At 72.0% G+C, this 16,582-nt stretch carries 15 protein-coding genes; 5 read left to right on the top strand and 10 right to left on the bottom strand.

Features of this window, described 5'->3' with window-relative positions:
* Nucleotides 1-864: NAD(P)-dependent oxidoreductase (locus K2X24_RS00545; RefSeq protein ID WP_292493673.1), on the top strand; the 864-nt coding region annotated here is incomplete at its 5' end.
* A gap of 124 nt (nucleotides 865-988) precedes the next feature.
* A complete protein-coding gene (gene mtnA, locus K2X24_RS00540; protein ID WP_292493671.1) occupies nucleotides 989-2,086 on the top strand; it encodes an S-methyl-5-thioribose-1-phosphate isomerase in 1,098 nt (365 codons plus the stop codon).
* A gap of 3 nt (nucleotides 2,087-2,089) precedes the next feature.
* On the opposite strand, the gene K2X24_RS00535 is transcribed toward mtnA, so the two are convergent.
* From K2X24_RS00535 to K2X24_RS00520, 4 genes are all read right to left on the bottom strand, one after another.
* Entirely contained in the window at nucleotides 2,090-3,085 is a 996-nt protein-coding gene (locus K2X24_RS00535) for a MaoC family dehydratase (protein WP_292493669.1), read from the bottom strand.
* 91 nt (nucleotides 3,086-3,176) lie between these two features.
* On the bottom strand, nucleotides 3,177-4,274 hold the full coding sequence (gene ychF / locus K2X24_RS00530; RefSeq protein ID WP_292493667.1) for a redox-regulated ATPase YchF: 1,098 nt from the start codon (nucleotides 4,272-4,274) through the stop codon (nucleotides 3,177-3,179).
* Nucleotides 4,275-4,341: 67 nt separating this feature from the next.
* The gene (pth, locus tag K2X24_RS00525; protein ID WP_238279805.1) at nucleotides 4,342-4,950 is read right to left on the bottom strand and encodes an aminoacyl-tRNA hydrolase; all 609 of its coding nucleotides are present in this window, start codon (nucleotides 4,948-4,950) and stop codon (nucleotides 4,342-4,344) included.
* 126 nt (nucleotides 4,951-5,076) lie between these two features.
* Entirely contained in the window at nucleotides 5,077-5,769 is a 693-nt protein-coding gene (locus K2X24_RS00520) for a 50S ribosomal protein L25/general stress protein Ctc (RefSeq protein WP_292493665.1), read from the bottom strand.
* Nucleotides 5,770-6,173: 404 nt separating this feature from the next.
* Between K2X24_RS00520 and K2X24_RS00515 the strand changes: the two genes are divergently transcribed.
* Nucleotides 6,174-6,692: a TIGR02281 family clan AA aspartic protease gene (locus tag K2X24_RS00515; protein ID WP_292493663.1), complete on the top strand. Its 519-nt coding sequence runs from the start codon at nucleotides 6,174-6,176 to the stop codon at nucleotides 6,690-6,692.
* Nucleotides 6,693-6,704: 12 nt separating this feature from the next.
* Here K2X24_RS00515 and mutS read toward each other — a convergent pair whose 3' ends face one another.
* Entirely contained in the window at nucleotides 6,705-9,359 is a 2,655-nt protein-coding gene (mutS, locus tag K2X24_RS00510) for a DNA mismatch repair protein MutS (protein ID WP_292493682.1), read from the bottom strand.
* Nucleotides 9,360-9,615: 256 nt separating this feature from the next.
* Nucleotides 9,616-9,909: a hypothetical protein gene (locus K2X24_RS00505; RefSeq protein ID WP_238279808.1), complete on the bottom strand. Its 294-nt coding sequence runs from the start codon at nucleotides 9,907-9,909 to the stop codon at nucleotides 9,616-9,618.
* Nucleotides 9,910-10,098: 189 nt separating this feature from the next.
* Between K2X24_RS00505 and hrpB the strand changes: the two genes are divergently transcribed.
* Nucleotides 10,099-12,600 carry an ATP-dependent helicase HrpB gene (hrpB, locus tag K2X24_RS00500; protein WP_292493661.1) on the top strand — a complete coding sequence of 834 codons (2,502 nt, stop codon included), beginning with the start codon at nucleotides 10,099-10,101 and terminating at the stop codon, nucleotides 12,598-12,600.
* Complete coding sequence (locus K2X24_RS00495) at nucleotides 12,597-13,031, top strand: DUF805 domain-containing protein (RefSeq protein ID WP_292493659.1); 435 nt, start codon at nucleotides 12,597-12,599, stop codon at nucleotides 13,029-13,031. The genes hrpB and K2X24_RS00495 overlap by 4 nt, the downstream gene beginning before the upstream one ends.
* A gap of 4 nt (nucleotides 13,032-13,035) precedes the next feature.
* Here the strand turns inward: K2X24_RS00495 and lpxB are convergent, their stop codons facing one another.
* From lpxB to fabZ, 4 genes are read right to left on the bottom strand one after another with little or no spacing between them, the layout of a single operon-like run.
* A complete protein-coding gene (gene lpxB, locus K2X24_RS00490; RefSeq protein ID WP_292493657.1) occupies nucleotides 13,036-14,208 on the bottom strand; it encodes a lipid-A-disaccharide synthase in 1,173 nt (390 codons plus the stop codon).
* Nucleotides 14,205-15,113: a UDP-2,3-diacylglucosamine diphosphatase LpxI gene (gene lpxI / locus K2X24_RS00485; protein WP_292493655.1), complete on the bottom strand. Its 909-nt coding sequence runs from the start codon at nucleotides 15,111-15,113 to the stop codon at nucleotides 14,205-14,207. The genes lpxB and lpxI overlap by 4 nt, the downstream gene beginning before the upstream one ends.
* Entirely contained in the window at nucleotides 15,110-15,922 is an 813-nt protein-coding gene (gene lpxA / locus K2X24_RS00480) for an acyl-ACP--UDP-N-acetylglucosamine O-acyltransferase (protein WP_292493653.1), read from the bottom strand. Before lpxA ends, lpxI begins: the two co-directional genes overlap by 4 nt.
* Entirely contained in the window at nucleotides 15,919-16,383 is a 465-nt protein-coding gene (gene fabZ / locus K2X24_RS00475; protein WP_292493651.1) for a 3-hydroxyacyl-ACP dehydratase FabZ, read from the bottom strand. Before fabZ ends, lpxA begins: the two co-directional genes overlap by 4 nt.
* Nucleotides 16,384-16,582 lie beyond the last annotated feature (199 nt).

Below are 16,582 nucleotides of genomic sequence, written 5' to 3'. Positions count from 1 at the left end.
CTCCGCGCCGCCCTCGATTCGGGCCACGTGGCGGGGGCCGCCTTCGACGTCTTCGTGACCGAGCCGGCCCATGACAACCCGCTGTTCGGGCATCCGAACGTGGTCTGCACGCCCCATCTCGGCGCCGCCACCCGCGAGGCGCAGGAGAACGTTGCCCTGCAGGTCGCCGAGCAGATGGCCGACTACCTGCTGCAAGGGGCCGTCCGCAACGCCGTCAACCTGCCGGCGATCTCCGCCGAGGAGGCGCCGCGCCTGCGTCCGTTCGTGGCGCTCGCGGAAAAGCTCGGCTCGTTCCTCGGGCAGCTCACGGACGCGCCGGTCCGGGGCATCCGCCTCACCTTCGAGGGCGCGGTCGCCGAGATGAACACCCGCGCGCTCACGGCTGCGGCCGTCACGGGCGTGCTCCGCCCGGTCCTGCCCGGCATCAACATGGTCTCCGCCCCCGCGATCGCCCGCGAGCGCGGCATCGTGGTGGAGGCGGTGACCCGGGCCGGATCGGCACCGGACTACGAATCGGTCCTGCGCATCACCGTCGATGCCGAGGACATGCCTCGCGACGCCGCCGGCACCGTCTTCCACGACGGCAAGCCGCGCTTGATCGAGATCCGGTCGATCCCCATCGACGCGGCCTTCTCCGCCCACATGCTCTACGTGCGCAACCGCGACGAGCCCGGTTTCATCGGCCGCTTCGGCAGCGTGCTGGGCGAGGCCGGCGTCAACGTGGCGACCTTCAACCTCGGACGCGACGCGCGGGGCGGGAACGCGATCTGCCTCTGCGCCGTCGACGCGCCGGTCCCGGACGACGTCCTGGAGCAGATCGCAGCGATCCCGCAGGTGAAGCGGGTGCGGCCGGTGGGCTTCTGAGGAAAGCCGGTCCGGACGGATGCGGGCCCACGCGCAGGCTGGCCTCCCGAAGGCGTTCTGACGTAAACGCGGGTTCGACGACGAGGCTTTCGGCCTCGAACCCACGAGCATCCGGACGCGCGGCATGAAGATCGACGGCAAGCCCTACCGCACCATCTTGCCCGCCGGCGACGGGACCTCCGTCTCCGTCATCGACCAGACCCGCCTGCCCTTCGCCTTCGAATTGAGGACCCTCGCGAGCCTCGACGACGCGGCGATGGCGATCCGCACCATGGTGGTGCGCGGGGCGCCGCTGATCGGCGTCACGGCGGCCTACGGCGTGGCCCTCGGACTGCGCGCGGATGCCTCCGAGGCCGGGCTCGACCGGGCCGTGGCCACCCTCGCGGCCACGCGCCCCACCGCGATCAACCTGCGCTGGGCCCTCGACCGGGTGGCCGCCAAGCTCCGCACGGTGCCGGAGGCCGAGCGGGCCGCCTTCGCCTACGCGGAGGCCGGCCGGATCGCCGAGGAGGATGTGGAAAGCTGCCACGCCATCGGCACGCACGGCGCCCGGATCCTGAGCGAGCTGCACCGCGCCAAGGACCGGCCGATCAACGTGCTGACCCATTGCAACGCCGGCTGGCTCGCGACGGTGGATTGGGGCACGGCGCTGGCGCCGATCTACGTCGCGCACGATGCCGGCGTGCCGGTCCACGTCTTCGTGGACGAGACGCGCCCCCGCAACCAGGGCGCGGCCCTGACCGCCTTCGAACTCAACGCCCACGGCGTGCCCCACACCGTGATCGCCGACAATGCTGGCGGCCACCTCATGCAGCACGGCGCCATCGACGTCTGCATCGTGGGCTCGGACCGCACCACGGCCTCGGGCGACGTCTGCAACAAGATCGGCACCTACCTGAAGGCGCTGGCGGCCTCAGACAACCGGGTGCCGTTCTACGCCGCCCTGCCCTTCTCCACGATCGACTGGACGTTGGACGACGGCGTCGCCGAGATCCCGATCGAGGAGCGCGACGGGCGCGAGGTGACGCACCTCACCGGCCGCCTCGCCGACGGGGGCTTTGCCACGATCGAGGTCGTCTCGCCGGGAAGCCCGGTGGCGAACCCGGCCTTCGACGTGACCCCGGCGCGGCTCGTCACCGGCATCATCACCGAGCGGGGCGTCGCTAGCGCCAATGCGGAGGGCCTGCTGTCGCTCTACCCGGAGCGGCGCAAGGCTGCGTGAGGTTCAGGCTTCGCGAGCCCACTGCCAGAACACCGAGCCGGTGAAGCGGAAAACCGTCTCGCCGCGCTGGTTCACGCCGACGTTCTCGTGGGTGGCGAGGCCCCAGCCCGGGCGCGAGGCGGCGGCGCGCTTGTCCACCAGGGTGCAGGTGTAGCGCAGCGTGTCGCCGGCGTAGACCGGGGCGAGCCAGCGCATGTCGCGAAAGCCCGGCGAGGGGCCGAGTTGCGGGACCGGGCCGGTCCGCGCCGTGAAGGCGATGTCGCGCTCACGGGTGATGTGCAGGCGCTTCATCCAGACGGCTGCGGTGTGCCAGCCGGAGGCGCAGAGGCCGCCGAAATGCGTCTGCCGGGCGGCCTCCGGGTCCACGTGGAACGCCTGCGGATCGTAGGCCCGCGCATAGGCGATCACCGCATCCGGCGTGAAGTGATGCCGGCCGAGATCCCGCGCGGTGCCGAGCGGCGCGGATTCGAGGAAGTGCAGCGCCTCGGCGTCGTCCGGCTCCACCAGAGCTTCGGGCCCGGCCGGCGTCACGGCGCGCGGCGGCAGGGGCTCGGTCCCGCGCCGGGGAAACATCACGCTGAACTCCTGGGTCATCACCCGCTCGCCCGCGCCGTTCAGCACCGTCATGGCGAAGGCGACGAAGCCGCGATCCGGCTTGGTGTTCGAGGCCCGGCAGCTTTCGACCTTCACCGCGATGCGCAGGGCGTCTCCGGGCAGGACGGGACGCAGCCAGCGCAGTTCGGCGATGCCGGGCGAGCCCATCGAGGTGCCGCCTCGGAAGACGTGTTCCTGGAGGAGCCGCATGCCGAAGCCGGCGGTCTGCCAGCCGGAGCCGATCAACTGGCCGACGAAGGTCGCCTTGGCGGCCTCGGCGTCGAGATGGAACGGCTGCGGATCGAACTCGGCCGCGAAGGCCACGATCTCCGCTTCCGTGACCGTCAGCGGACCTCCCTCGATCACCGAGCCGGGTGTGAAGTCCTCGAACGCGATGCCGGTCATACGGGTCCTTTTGGGAGGGAGATCAGCGGCCAGCCCGGCGCGAGACCGGCGCCGCGCAAGGCGCCGGCCGGTCCGTGTCGGGTCATTCGGATCAGTTGGCGAAACGGAAATGCAGCACGTCGCCGTCCTGCACGACGTACTCCTTGCCCTCGAGGCGGAACTTACCGGCTTCCTTGGCGCCGGCCTCGCCCTTCAGGGTGGTGTAATCGGCGAACGCGATGGTCTCGGCGCGGATGAAGCCCTTCTCGAAATCCGTATGGATCACCCCGGCCGCGGCGGGAGCCCGCGTGCCCTTCTCGATGGTCCAGGCACGGGCCTCCTTCGGACCGACCGTGAAGTAGGTGATGAGGCCGAGAAGCTCGTAGCCGGCCCGGATGACCCGGTTCAGGCCCGGCTCGACCAGGCCCACCGCCTCCAGGAAATCGCCCTGGTCGGCCAACGGCATCACGGCGATCTCGCTCTCGATCTTGGCCGAGACCACCACCGCCTTGGCGCCTTCCGCCTTGGCCCGGGCCATCACCGCCTCCGAGTAGGCATTGCCCTTGTCGGCGTCACCCTCGTCGACGTTGCAGACGTAGAGGACGGGCTTGGCCGTCATCAGGCCGAGGCTCTGGAACAGGCGCTCTTCCTCGGCTTTCCGCTGCACGAGGCGCGCGGGCTTGCCCTCGCGCAGCAGCGGGAGCGCGCGGCTCACGAGGTCGAGGATTTCCTTGGCCTCCTTGTCGGCGCCCTTGGCCTTCTTCTCCAGGGCGACGACGCGCTTCTCCAGGCTGTCGAGGTCGGCCAGCATCAGCTCGGTCTCGATGGTCTCGATGTCGGCGGCCGGGTCGACCTTGCCCTCGACATGGGTCACGTCGCCGTCGGTGAAGCAGCGCACCACGTGGGCGATGGCGTCCACCTCGCGGATGTTGGCGAGGAACTGGTTGCCGAGGCCCTCGCCCTTCGAGGCGCCGCGCACGAGGCCCGCGATGTCCACGAAGGTGAGCCGAGTTGGGATGATCTCCTTCGAGGCGGCGATCCTGGCCAGGTCGTCGAGGCGCGGATCCGGCACCGCCACCTCGCCGACGTTCGGCTCGATGGTGCAGAACGGATAGTTCGCCGCCTGGGCGGCCGCCGTCTGCGTCAGCGCGTTGAAGAGGGTCGACTTGCCGACGTTCGGCAGGCCGACGATGCCGCATTTGAAGCCCATGGGTCACCTGTCCGTTCGCGGGTCCGCTGAAGGTTTGCCCGCGTGAAATCCGATGTCACCGCCGCGGTCAATCGCGGGCGTTGACCTGCTTGACGTCGTCCCAGCCCCGCCCCGCCATGGCGAGGTGGACCTTGTTCTGGAAGCTCGCATCCTCGCCCGCCGCCAGCAGCGGCGCGTGGTCGGCCACCGCCCGGCAGAGGTCGTCGACCCAGGCCTCCTCACCCTTGCCGAAATCATTCAGCACGTAGGCGTGGACGAGGGCCTTGTCGCCCGGGTGCCCGATGCCGAGGCGGACGCGGCGGTAGTCGTTGCCGCACTGGGCCGTGATCGAGCGCAGGCCGTTGTGGCCGGCATTGCCGCCCCCCGCCTTCACCCGCAGCTTGGCGGGGGCGAGGTCGAGTTCGTCGTGCAGCACGATCACGTCCGCCAGCGCGATCTTGTAGAAGCGCTGCGCCTCCTGAACGGCGCGGCCGGACTCGTTCATGAAGGTCTGCGGCTTCAGGAGAATCGCCCGCTCGGGCCCGAGGGCCACCTCGGCGATCTCGCCCTGGAACTTGCGCCGCCACGGCCCGGCGCGATGCACGCGCGCGATCTCATCGAGGGCCAGGAAGCCGATGTTGTGGCGGTTCCGGGCGTAGCGGGGGCCGGGATTGCCCAGGCCGACGATCAGGCGCATGGCGCGAATCGATCCTGACGGAACTTCACAGCGGGGATGCGCGAGCAGCCCCCAAAACGGAGATGCCCCGGCCGGGTGGCCGGGGCATCCGCAGGAATGGCGTGAGACAGGGCTTGCGCCCCGGTCTCAATCCTCCTTCTTCTCGTCCTCGGCAGCCTCTTCGGCAGCCTCTTCCTCGGCCTTCTCCTCGGCGGCCTCGGCGGACTGCGCCTCGGCGATCGCCGCCTCCTCGGCCTCGACCTCGGCGCCGAGCACGGTCGGCGGCACGATGTTGGCGACGGTGGCGTCGGGCTCACCCGTGAAGGTGGCGCCGGCGGGGAGCTTCACATCGGTGATGTGGATGGCATCGCCGATCTCGCGACCGGTGAGGTCGATCTCGATGGCGTCCGGGATTGCGTCGGGCGCGACTTCGAGGGCCAGCGTGTGCGAGACGACGTTGAGCGTGCCGCCCATCTGCTTGATGCCGGGGGCTGCGTCCTCGTTCAGGAAGTGCACCGGCACCTCGACCGTGATCGACTGACCGGCGACGACGCGCAGGAAGTCGACGTGGATCGGCACGCCCGTCACCGGATCGAGGTGGAAGTCGCGCGGGATCGCGCGGGTCTTCTTGCCGCCGGCATTGATCTCGAACAGGGTGGTCTTGAAACCACCGGCGTAGATCAGCGTGCGGATGCGGATGAGGTCGACCGCGATGGATTGCGGGGCCTGGCCGCCTCCGTAGATGACGGCGGGAACGTGACCCTGGCGACGAACGGCCCGGGCGGCCCCCTTGCCGACCCGGTCGCGTGCCACGGCCTCAAGCGTCTTGACTGCGCTCATGGCGTGATCCTTTGAAAGATGAACATTCCGGGAAAACGCGAAAGGCCGCCCGAAGCGGACGGCCAGACCTCGATCCTCGAAGCCCCGATCCCGAAAGCGCCCGTGCCTCCAAGGGTGTCTGGCGGGCGCTGGCGCGGCCTATACCGCCAAGTGCCCGCGAGTGCAACCGATTCGCCGGGATGTCATCCGGCCCGGCCATCGGGGAAGCCCGTGCTCGGCGCGCCCGCGGACGCGCACGGATCGACGCGCAGGGACCGTCGTATCGATTGCGATCGCGGCACTTAGAACTTCCGAAACCCTGCCGGTGGGTCGCGGACGCCGCGCGACCGGAACCTGAGCGGGCGCCGACGTTTCGTTCACCGTCGCCGGCTTAAGGCTCGAAGCCTCGCAGGCAGGTGGGATCGATGACCCGACCAATCTTCTGGGCCCTCGGTGTGACCGGGGTGGCGGCGCTCTGGGCCGTCGGCCTCGTGGACCGATTCGATCGGGCCCCGCCCGCGGCGGTGGCCAAGCCCGCATCGGACGAACGCCCCACCAGGATCGCCGTCCAGTCCAACACCGAGACCCTGTTCGCCGACCGGCAGGGTCACTTCGCCACCGACGCGATGATCGACGGGCGCCGCATCCGCATGCTGGTGGATACGGGGGCGACCACCTGCGCCTTCACCTACGAGGATGCCGAGGCCAGCGGGCTCCGCGTGAGCGAGAGCGAGTTCCGGATGCCGGTGCAGACGGCCAACGGCACGGTCTACGCCGCACGCGTGCGGATTCCGTCGATGCGGGTCGGCAACATCCTGGTCCATGGGGTCGACGGCATGGTGATGCCCCGGGGCCGCCTGTCGACGAGCCTCCTGGGCATGTCCTTCCTGAAGCGTCTGAACGAGTTCAGCATGAACGGCGGCCGTCTCACACTGCGGGGCTGATCCCGTCGCGCGTCAGTGCGGCGCGACGGCCTCGGCTTTCAGCCGGTACAGCGCCTCAAGGGCCTCGCGCGGCGTCAGTGCGTCGGGGTCGATCGCGTCGAGGGCGCGCCGCAACGCATCGTTGGGCGCCTCGGGTGCCGGTTCCGGCATCGGCGGGGGCTCGAGATTCGCAAACAGCGGCAGATCGTCGATGCGCGGCTTGCCCGGCCGGTCGCGCTCCGCCTTCTCGAGGTGCTTCAGGATCGCGCCCGCGCGGGCGATCACGCCCGCCGGCAGACCGGCGAGGCGCGCGACCTGGAGGCCGTAGGAGCGCTCGGCCACACCCGGCACCACCTCGTGCAGGAACACCACCTGGCCCTTGTGCTCGGTCACCCGCAGGGTGGCGTTGTCGAGGTGCGAGAGGCGAGCCCCGAGGGCGGTCAGCTCGTGGAAGTGGGTGGCGAAGAGCGCCCGGCAGCCGTTCTGCTCGTGCAGGTGCTCGAGGCAGGCCCAGGCGATCGAGAGACCGTCGAAGGTCGCGGTGCCGCGCCCGATCTCGTCGAGGATCACGAGGGAGCGCCGGGTCGCCTGATTCAGGATCGCGGCGGTCTCCACCATCTCGACCATGAAGGTGGATTGTCCGCGTGCGAGGTCGTCGGCGGCGCCGACCCGGGAGAACAGGCGGTCGACGAGGCCGAGGCGGGCGCGAGCGGCCGGCACGAAGGCGCCGATCTGCGCCAGCACGGCGATCAGCGCGTTCTGGCGCAGGAAGGTCGACTTGCCGCCCATGTTCGGGCCGGTGATCAGGCGGATGCGCCCACGCGCATCGCCGGAGAGGTCGCAATCGTTGGCGATGAAGGGCGCGCCCGATTGCCGGAGGGCGGCCTCCACCACCGGGTGGCGCCCGCCCTCGACGACGAAGGCGAAGCCCTCCTCGACCACGGGCCGGCGCCAGTCGCGCTCGACGGCGAGTTCGGCGTGCGAGGCGGCCACGTCGAAGGCCGCGAGGGCCTCGGCCACCTCCGCGATGGCCGGGGCCTGACCCAGGATGCGCGTGGCCAGCGCGTCGAACACCGCCGATTCGAGGGCCAGCGCCCGGTCCGAGGCACCGGAGATCCGGCTCTCGAGCTGCCCGAGTTCGACGCTGGTGAAGCGCATCGCATCGACCATGGTCTGGCGATGGATGAAGGTCTCGCGCATCACGCCCTTCAGGCAGGCTTCGCCCACCCCCTGCGGAACCTCGATGTAATAGCCCAGCATGTTGTTGTGCTTGATCCGCAGGGTGCGGCAGCCGGTCTCCTCGGCGTAGCGCGCCTGCAGGGCGGCGATGACCTTGCGGGAATCCTGGCCGAGGAGCCGGCTCTCGTCGATCTCGGGCTGGTAGCCGGCGCGGACGAAACCGCCGTCCTGGCGCTTCAGGGGGAGGTCGTCGGCGAGCGCCGCGCGCAGTTCGCCGACGAGCCCGGCATCGACGGTGGCGAGACGCGTCGCGAGGGCCGCGAGGTCTTCGGGCAAGCCGTCGAGGGCGGCGCAATGCGCAGCGAGCGCCTGGGCCGCATCGAGTCCGTCGCGGAGCGCGGCGAGGTCGCGTGGGCCGCCGCGCCCGAGACCGAGACGCGAGAGCGCGCGGGCGAGGTCCGGCGCCCGGGCAAGGTTCTCGCGGATCGCCGCGCGGGCCGGGCCGTTCTCGGCCAGGAATTCCACCGCCGCGTGGCGGTGCCGGATCGCCGCGAGATCGGTGAGCGGGCCGGCGAGGTGCTCGGCCAGAAGGCGCGCGCCGCTCGCCGAGACCGTCCGGTCGATGGCGTCGAGCAGGCTGCCCCGGCGCTCGCCGGACAGGGTGCGGGTCAGTTCGAGGTTGGCGCGGGTGGACGCATCGATGGCCAGCGTCGCCCCGGCCGATTCCCGCGTCGGCGGGGAGAGCGTCGGGCGCGCGCCGATCTGCGTGCGCTCGATGTAGAGGAGCGCGGCCCCGGCGGCGGCGAGTTCGGCCCGCCCGAACTGGCCGAAGCCCTCCAGGGTCGAGACGCCGAACTGTTCCTTCAGGCGCCGCTCGGCGGAGGCCGGCTCGAGTTCGGCCTGCGGCAGCGGCGTCACCGGCGCCGGGATCTCGCGCCAGAGTCGGGCGAGGGCCGGGTCGGTGTGGATCGCCTCCGAGAGCACGATCTCGCGGGGCTCGTGGCGGGCGATGGCCGAGGCGAGCTCGGCCGCCGGGACCTCGCTGAGGCAGAAGCGGCCCGTGGAAATGTCGAGGGCCGCCAGCCCGTAGACGGACGCGGACTCGCCGGCCTTGCGCCGGCCGAGCGCCAGCAGCACGTTGGCGCGCGCCGGATCGAGGAGGCGGTCCTCCGTGATGGTGCCGGGGGTGACGAGGCGGACCACCTCGCGCCGGACCACGGATTTCGGGCCGCGCTTCTTGGCCTCGGCGGGGTCCTCCGTCTGGGCGCAGACCGCCACGCGGTGGCCGAGCGCGATGAGGCGGCTGAGGTAGTCGTCCGCCCGTTCCACGGGGACGCCGCACATCGGGATGTCGGCGCCGCCGTGCTTGCCGCGCTTCGTCAGGACGATGCCCAGCGCCCGGGAGGCGATCTCGGCGTCCTCAAAGAACAACTCGTAGAAATCGCCCATCCGGTAGAAGAGCAGGCAGTCGGTGTTGGCGGCCTTGATCTCGATGTACTGCGCCATCATCGGCGTGGCGCCCGCCGTGTCGAGAATGGCCGCGCTGGTGGTGTAGTCCGACGGTGCGGCACCGGTCTTCGGGACCGATCGGGCGGGGCGCTGTGACATGGCGCCAGCATAGCAGAGGCCGCCCCGCCGCATCAGCGCGGCACACCGCTTCCCCTGGGGAGAAGCGTGGAGAACGAGGGCCGGCCCGGAAACGCAGAGAGGAGCCGGCGCGCCCCGCGCACCGGCTCCTCCCTTCCGTCCGCGATGGGGCGTCGGCTCAGTAGCGGGGACCGCCCGAGGTGTTGCCCTTCTGCTGCATGTAGCCCGGCTGCGACGGGTTGCGCGAATTCGGATCGCTCATCATGCGCGAGCGCGGCATGCGGTGCATGCGGCGGTGATGGCGATGGTGGCGCATGCCGTGATGGTGGCGGCGATAGGCCACCTGATCGAGGGCGGCGTCACCGGCCACCGTGACGGCGGGAGCCGGCATCACGGGAGCGGCCGACGCAGCCGTCAGTCCGAAGGCGCCGAGCAGGGTGCTGGCGGCCAGTGCGATCGCTAACTTGTTCATGAGTTCATCTTCCGTCGAGCGCCTGACGCGCCGCGAGCCATCAAGTCCGGACAGGAGATTCCGTTCCCACGTTAAAGTGCTGAGGCGACGTTTAATTTCGCCTGCGCGACGGATTTCAGAATTGTCGTAAACGTGGTCTGACCCCGCACGACTTGCGGAACCGCTCCGATCGCGGCACCACCGGCGCCGATGGCCCCCTTCCCTTCCGCCGCCGACGCGCCCGCCCTGCCGATCGAGACGGCGCTTCCCGCCCTGCGCGAGGCCCTCGCGGCCCGTTCGTCCGCCGTGCTGGTCGCGCCGCCCGGCGCCGGAAAGACCACGCGCGTGCCCCTGGCGCTCCTCGACGCGCCCTGGCTCGGGCCCCGCGACCGGATCATCCTGCTGGAGCCCCGCCGCCTCGCGGCGCGGGGCGCGGCCGAGCGCATGGCGGCGACCCTCGGCGAGCGGGTGGGCGACACCGTGGGCCTGCGGGTGCGTCTGGGCTCCAAGGTCTCGGGCCGGACCCGGATCGAGGTCGTCACCGAGGGCGTGTTCACCCGGATGATCCTGGACGACCCCGAACTGCGCGGCGTCGGGGCCGTGCTGTTCGACGAGTTCCACGAGCGCTCCCTCGACGCCGATCTCGGGCTGGCGCTCGCCCTCGACGCGCAAGGGGGCCTGCGCGAGGACCTGCGCATCCTCGTGATGTCGGCCACCCTCGACGGCGCCCGCGTCGCCGGCCTGCTGGGCGACGCCACCGTCGTCGCCTCGGAAGGACGCGCCTACCCGGTCGAGACCCGGTACTGGGAGCGCGACCCCAACCGGCGCATCGAGGAAGTCATGGCCGATGCCGTCCTGCGCGCCCTGCGGGCCGACCCGGGCTCGGTGCTCGCCTTCCTGCCGGGCCAGGGCGAGATCCGCCGGGTGGCTGGGCTGCTGGCCGACCGGGTCGACGCGGCCACCGAGATCGCACCGCTCTACGGTGCGCTCACGCCCGCCGAGCAGGATCGGACCGTGGCGCCGGCGCTCCCCGGTCGGCGCAAGGTTGTCCTCGCCACCAGCATCGCCGAGACCTCGCTGACCATCCAGGGCGTGCGGATCGTGGTCGATTCCGGCCTGTCGCGGGTGCCGGTCTACGAGCCGGGCCTCGGCCTGACCCGCCTCGTCACCGCGCGGGCCTCCCGTGCCTCCGTCGACCAGCGCCGGGGCCGCGCCGGCCGCACCGAGCCCGGCATCTGCCACCGGCTCTGGTCGGAGGCCGCCACCAGCGCGCTCGAACCCTTCACGCGCCCCGAGATCCTGGCGGCGGACCTCTCCGGGCTGCTCCTGGACGCCGCCGCCTGGGGCGTCGTCGATCCGACCGTCCTCGCCTTCCTCGACCCGCCGCCCGCGCCGGCCCTCACCGAGGCGCGCGCGATGCTGCGTGACCTCGGCGCGATCGAGGCCGACGGCCGGCTCACCGAGACTGGTCGTGCGCTGCGGGCGCTGCCCCTGCCCCCGCGCCTCGCCCGCATGGTCGTGACGGCGGCCGGACAGGGCCAGGCCCGCGCGGCGTCCGACCTCGCCGCCGTGCTGGTCGAGCGCGGCCTCGGCGGCGACGAGACCGATGTCGGCCACCGGGTCGAGCGCTTCGCCCGCGACCGCGGCCAACGCGCCACCGACATGCGCCGCCTTGCCCAGACCTGGGCCCGCCAAGCGGAGGGCTTCGCCCGCACGGTGCCGGCCCTCTCCGGGAGCGATCTCACGGAGGCCGGCCCCCTCCTGGCGCTCGCCTATCCGGACCGGATCGCGCGCGGGCGGGGCCGCGACGGCGAGTTCGTGATGGCCAACGGCCGGGCCGGACGGGTCGAGCCGGCCTCGGCCCTGGCGCGCGAGCCCTTCCTGGTGGTCGCCGACATCACCGGCACCGCCGCGAACGCCCGCATCCTGGCCGCCGCGCCCATCAGCCTGGAGGCCATCGAGGCGCTGTTTCCCGACCGCATCGAGGCCGCCACCCAGGTGACGTTCGACCGGGGCGCTCGTGCCCTCAGGGCCCGCTCCCTGCGCCGCCTCGGCGCGCTGACGCTCGGTGAGCGCACCTTGCCGATCCCGGCGGACGACGCCTCCGCGGCGATCCTGTCACGCGGCATCGCCGAGATCGGCCTGCAGGCCCTGCCCTGGACGCCGGCCCTGACCCAGTGGCGGGCGCGCCTCGCCTTCCTGCGCGCGGCCGATCCCGCGACGTGGCCGGACCTCTCCGACGCGCGCCTGACCGAAACCGTCACCGCGTGGCTGGCCCCCGAGATCGTTGGCCGGACGGGCCTCGATGCGATCGGCGCCGACGATCTCGGCCGCGCCCTGCAGGCGCAGCTGCCCTGGGACCTGCGGGCCCGCCTCGACGCAGAGGCCCCGACCCACGTGGAGGTGCCGACGGGCTCGCGCATTCCCCTCGATTACGGGGCCGAGGGCGGCCCGGTCCTGGCGGTTCGGGTGCAGGAGCTGTTCGGCCTGGAGCGGCATCCGAGCATCGCGGGCGGGCGGATCCCCCTGGTGCTCCATCTGCTCTCGCCGGCCTCGCGGCCGATCCAGATCACCCGCGACCTGCCGGGCTTCTGGCGCGGGTCCTGGAGCGCCGTGCGCGCGGAGATGCGCGGGCGCTACCCGCGCCATCCCTGGCCCGAAGACCCCGTGGCCGAGCCACCGACCCGCCGGGTCAAGCCGAGGGGCACGTGAGGCCGCGCGCCGCCCTGGACCTCGTCGATCCGCGCGGACGTCTCTCGGCACCGGCCTATCGCCACCGGGTGATCCGTCTGCTGCTGGCCTTCTTCGGGCTCCTCTGCGCGGCGATCTGGCTCGCAGGGCTCGGCCTGCGCTGGCCCGCCCTCCTGGTCTTCGGGGCCCAAGTCCCCCTCGCCGGGGCGGCCCTCGCCCAGACGGCGCGGCGCCTTCACGACCGCGATCGCACGGGCTGGTGGCTCGCACCCTACGGGGTGGTGGAGGCCCTCGGCGTCCTGCCCCTGGAACGCTGGGTCGACCGTTATCCGGGAGCGGTCATCGGCCTCGTGCTGGCGATGCTGGGATTCTCCGCATGGTTCCTCATCGAGACCCTGCTCAGGCCGGGAACCCCCGGGCCGAACCGATTCGGCCCGGTGCCGGTCGCGTAGTGCCTCAAGCCGCGCGCCGGGCGGCGAGCACGATGCGGGCCGCACTCCGGCTCGGCGGGTCGTCGTCCGGCAGGCGCATCAGGCCGTCGATGCGGGCGAGCGCCGCCACCTGCGCGTCGCGTTCGGGGCCGCCGGCCAGGAGCGGCGCCAGCGCCTCGGCGAGGCGCGGCGCGGTGCAATCCGCCTGGATGAATTCCGGCATCGCGTTCTGGCCCAGGATGAGGTTCGGCAGCACGATGGTCGGGACCTGGATGAGGCGCCGGGCCACCGCCTCCTCGATGCGCGAGACCTTGTAGGCCACCACCATCGGCACGCCCGCGAGCGCCAGTTCGAGGGTCACCGTGCCGGAGGCCGCCAGGGCCGCCCGCGCCCGCCGGAAGGTGGCGTGCTTGGCCGCCTCGCCGTGGACCAGGGTGACCGGGGCATCCCAGGCGAGCGCCAACCGCTCGATTAAAGCGCGGTGCCGGCTCACGGCCGGCAGTACCGCCTCGATCGGCCCGAAGCGCTCGGTGAGCCGGGCCAGGGCCGCGCCGAAGACCGGCATCAGCCGCTCGATCTCGGAGCGGCGCGAGCCCGGCAGGATGGCGAGGACCGGCGGGCCGTCCATGCGGCCCTTCGCTTCGGCTGGCCCGGGGCGCAGCGCGTCGAGGCGCTCGATCAGCGGATGGCCGACATAGCTGCAGGCGGGCCCGTTCAGGCGTCGGTGCGCCTCGGGCTCGAAGGGCAGCAGGGCCAGCACGTGGTCGATGAAGGGGCGCATCCGCGCCGCCCGCCACGGCCGCCACGCCCAGACGCTGGGCGAGACGTAGTCCACGATGGGCAGGTCGGGCATCCGCTTGCGCACCCGCTGGGCCACCGCGTGGGTGAAGCCGGGGCTGTCGATGATCACGAGCACGTCGGGCCGGGCCGCGACCACGTCCCGCACGGTCTCGCGGATGCGGCGCAGGAGGGTGCGCAGCCGCGCGGCGACCGGCAGGTAACCCATCACCGCCACGTCGTCGATCGGGAAAAGGGAGCGGAAGCCCTGCTCGGCCATCGCCTCGCCGCCCACCCCGCCGAAGCGGATCGGCCGCTCCGAGAGTTCGACGAGGCCGCGCATCAGCTTGGCCCCGAGCTGGTCGCCGGAATCCTCGCCCGCCACCAGCCAGATCGTCCGCTCAGGCTTCGGTTCGCTCATGCTCCCAGGTCCCTTGCGTCCAACCCCGTCGCCGGATCGAGTCCGACGAGGAAGAGTCCCGCCCGGTCGGCCGCCGCGATGGTGGCGGGCCGGTCGATGATCAGGGTGAAGCGTGCCTGGACGGCGAGCCCCGCGCAGCCGGCCGCCGCCGCGTTGGCGACGGTGCGCGGCCCGATCGCCGGGAGATCGACGCGCAAATCCTGGCCGACCTTGGCGAGCTTTACGAGGACGATGCCGGCCTGCGCCCGGCCGAGGCCGAGGGGCCGCCGGGCGAGGCTCCGAGCCCGGGCCAGCATCCGGTCGGTGCCTTCGGGGCCTTCCACGGCCAGGGCGCGCTGGCCCGCCAGCACCGCCGCCTGTCCGACATCGTGGGGCGACAGCGCCCCCAGAAGCGCCTGCCCGGCCGCGATGGAGACGGCGGCCGCCGCGTCGGGCCGGTGGCGGCCCATCACCCCCGCCGGGCTCAGGAGATCGGGAGCGACCTCGTGGACGCCCACCACCCCGTGGCCGTTCTCCTCCAGGAGCGCGAGGGCGCCGCGCAGGAGCCGGTCGTCGCCGCCGCCCGAGATCGCCCGCAGGGCCTCGCGGTTGCGCAGGGCCGCGGCGGCATTGAGGATCGCGGCCGGGTTGGGGCGCGAGACGCCGCCGGCCGGCACCACGCTCACCGGCCCCCAGCGCTTCAGGACGGCGAGGATGCCGGCGATGTCGAGGAGGTCGACGGTGGCCGCCGCCCGCGCGCGCATGGCCCGCTCGGCGAAGCCCCGGATCGCCAGGATGCGGTAGGGCCGCCCCGCCCGGTCGAGGGAACCCGCCACGAGTTCCGGCAGGCGGCCGGCTCCCGCGACCAGCACCAGCGCCGCGGGCAGCGGATCGGCGCGCCCGGCCGGCGCGGGATTCGCGCTCACGGTGCGCCCGGCGCCTCGCGCGGCGTGCAGATCGAGCGTTTGCCGCCGACACGGATGAAGGCGATGATCTCGGCCACCGCGCGGTGGTGCTCGAACTCGGAGGCCACGTCCTCAACCCGCTCCATCAGCGTCCCCTCGTTGGCGAAGAGCAGGCGATAGGCCCGGCGCAGGGCGTGGATGTCCTCGCGGGCGAACCCGCGCCGCTGCAGGCCGATGATGTTGAGGCCCGACAGGTAGGCCCGGTTGCCCAACGCCATGCCGTAGGGAATGCAGTCGTTCTCCAGGCCCGACAGGCCGCCCACGAAGGCGTGCGCGCCCACGCGCGCGAACTGGATCACGGCCGCGCCGCCCCCCAGGATCGCGTAGTCGCCGACGCTGCAATGGCCCGCCAGCATGACGTTGTTGGAGAACACGACGCCGTCGCCCACCCGGCAATCGTGGCCCACATGCGAATTGGCCAGGAAGGTGCAGTTGTCGCCCACCGTGGTCTCGAGGCCGCCGCCGGCGGTCCCCGGATTCATGGTGACGCCCTCGCGGATCAGGCAATCCGCTCCGATCGTCAGGGTGGAATCCTCGCCCTTGAATTTCAGGTCCTGCGGCGGATGCCCGATGGAAGCGAAGGGATAGAGCCGCGTGCGGGGTCCGATCGTGGTCCGGCCGGCGACCACGACGTGGCTGACGAGTTCGCAGCCCGCGCCGAGCGTCACGCCGGGGCCGACGTGGCAGAACGGCCCGATCCGGACGCCCTCCCCCAGGGTTGCGCCGTCCTCGACCACGGCGCTCGGATGGATCCCGGGGCCCGCGCTCACTCGGTCACCAGCATGGCGCCGATATCGGCCTCGGCCACCAGCACGCCGTCGACCCGCGCCTCGCCGCGGAACCACCACATGGTGCGGCGGTGGTTCGTCTTGGTCATGTGGTAGTGCACGGTATCCCCCGGCACAACGGGCTTGCGGAACTTGCACTTGTCGATGGTCATGAAGAAAACCTGCTTGGTCTTCAGGTTTTCGGTCATGATGTGACGGCAGCAGATGGCGCCGGCGGTCTGAGCCATGCCCTCGATCAGCAGGACGCCCGGAAACACCGGCAGTCCGGGGAAGTGGCCGGTGAATTGCGGCTCGTTGATCGTGACGTTCTTCACGCCGATGCAGCTGCGGTCGCCGTCGATCTCGATGATCCGGTCGATCATCAGGAATGGGTAGCGGTGCGGCAGCAATTCCAGGACCTGCTGGATATCAGCCGAGCCGAGCTCTCGCGGCATGTCGTTCATCGATCAGATAACCCCACTGAGCGCGCCGACGCCCCCGCCGTCCCGCCTCGTTTCCCAAATCACCAACGCGTTGGACGCGCCTTCATTCGCGAGATGATGAAGGGATGCAAGCCCTGGCTGCCGATTGAACGCATGCCGGCTACGGATCGAGCCTGGAGCGGCCGTGCATGAAACGAGGCTCGCAGCATGCCGCGTCCGA

This window comes from Methylobacterium sp. (assembly GCF_019750675.1).
In the GTDB taxonomy this organism is placed as follows: domain Bacteria; phylum Pseudomonadota; class Alphaproteobacteria; order Rhizobiales; family Beijerinckiaceae; genus Methylobacterium.
Note: the sequence above shows the minus strand (reverse complement) of the source record. Positions and strands in the feature narration are given on the sequence as shown.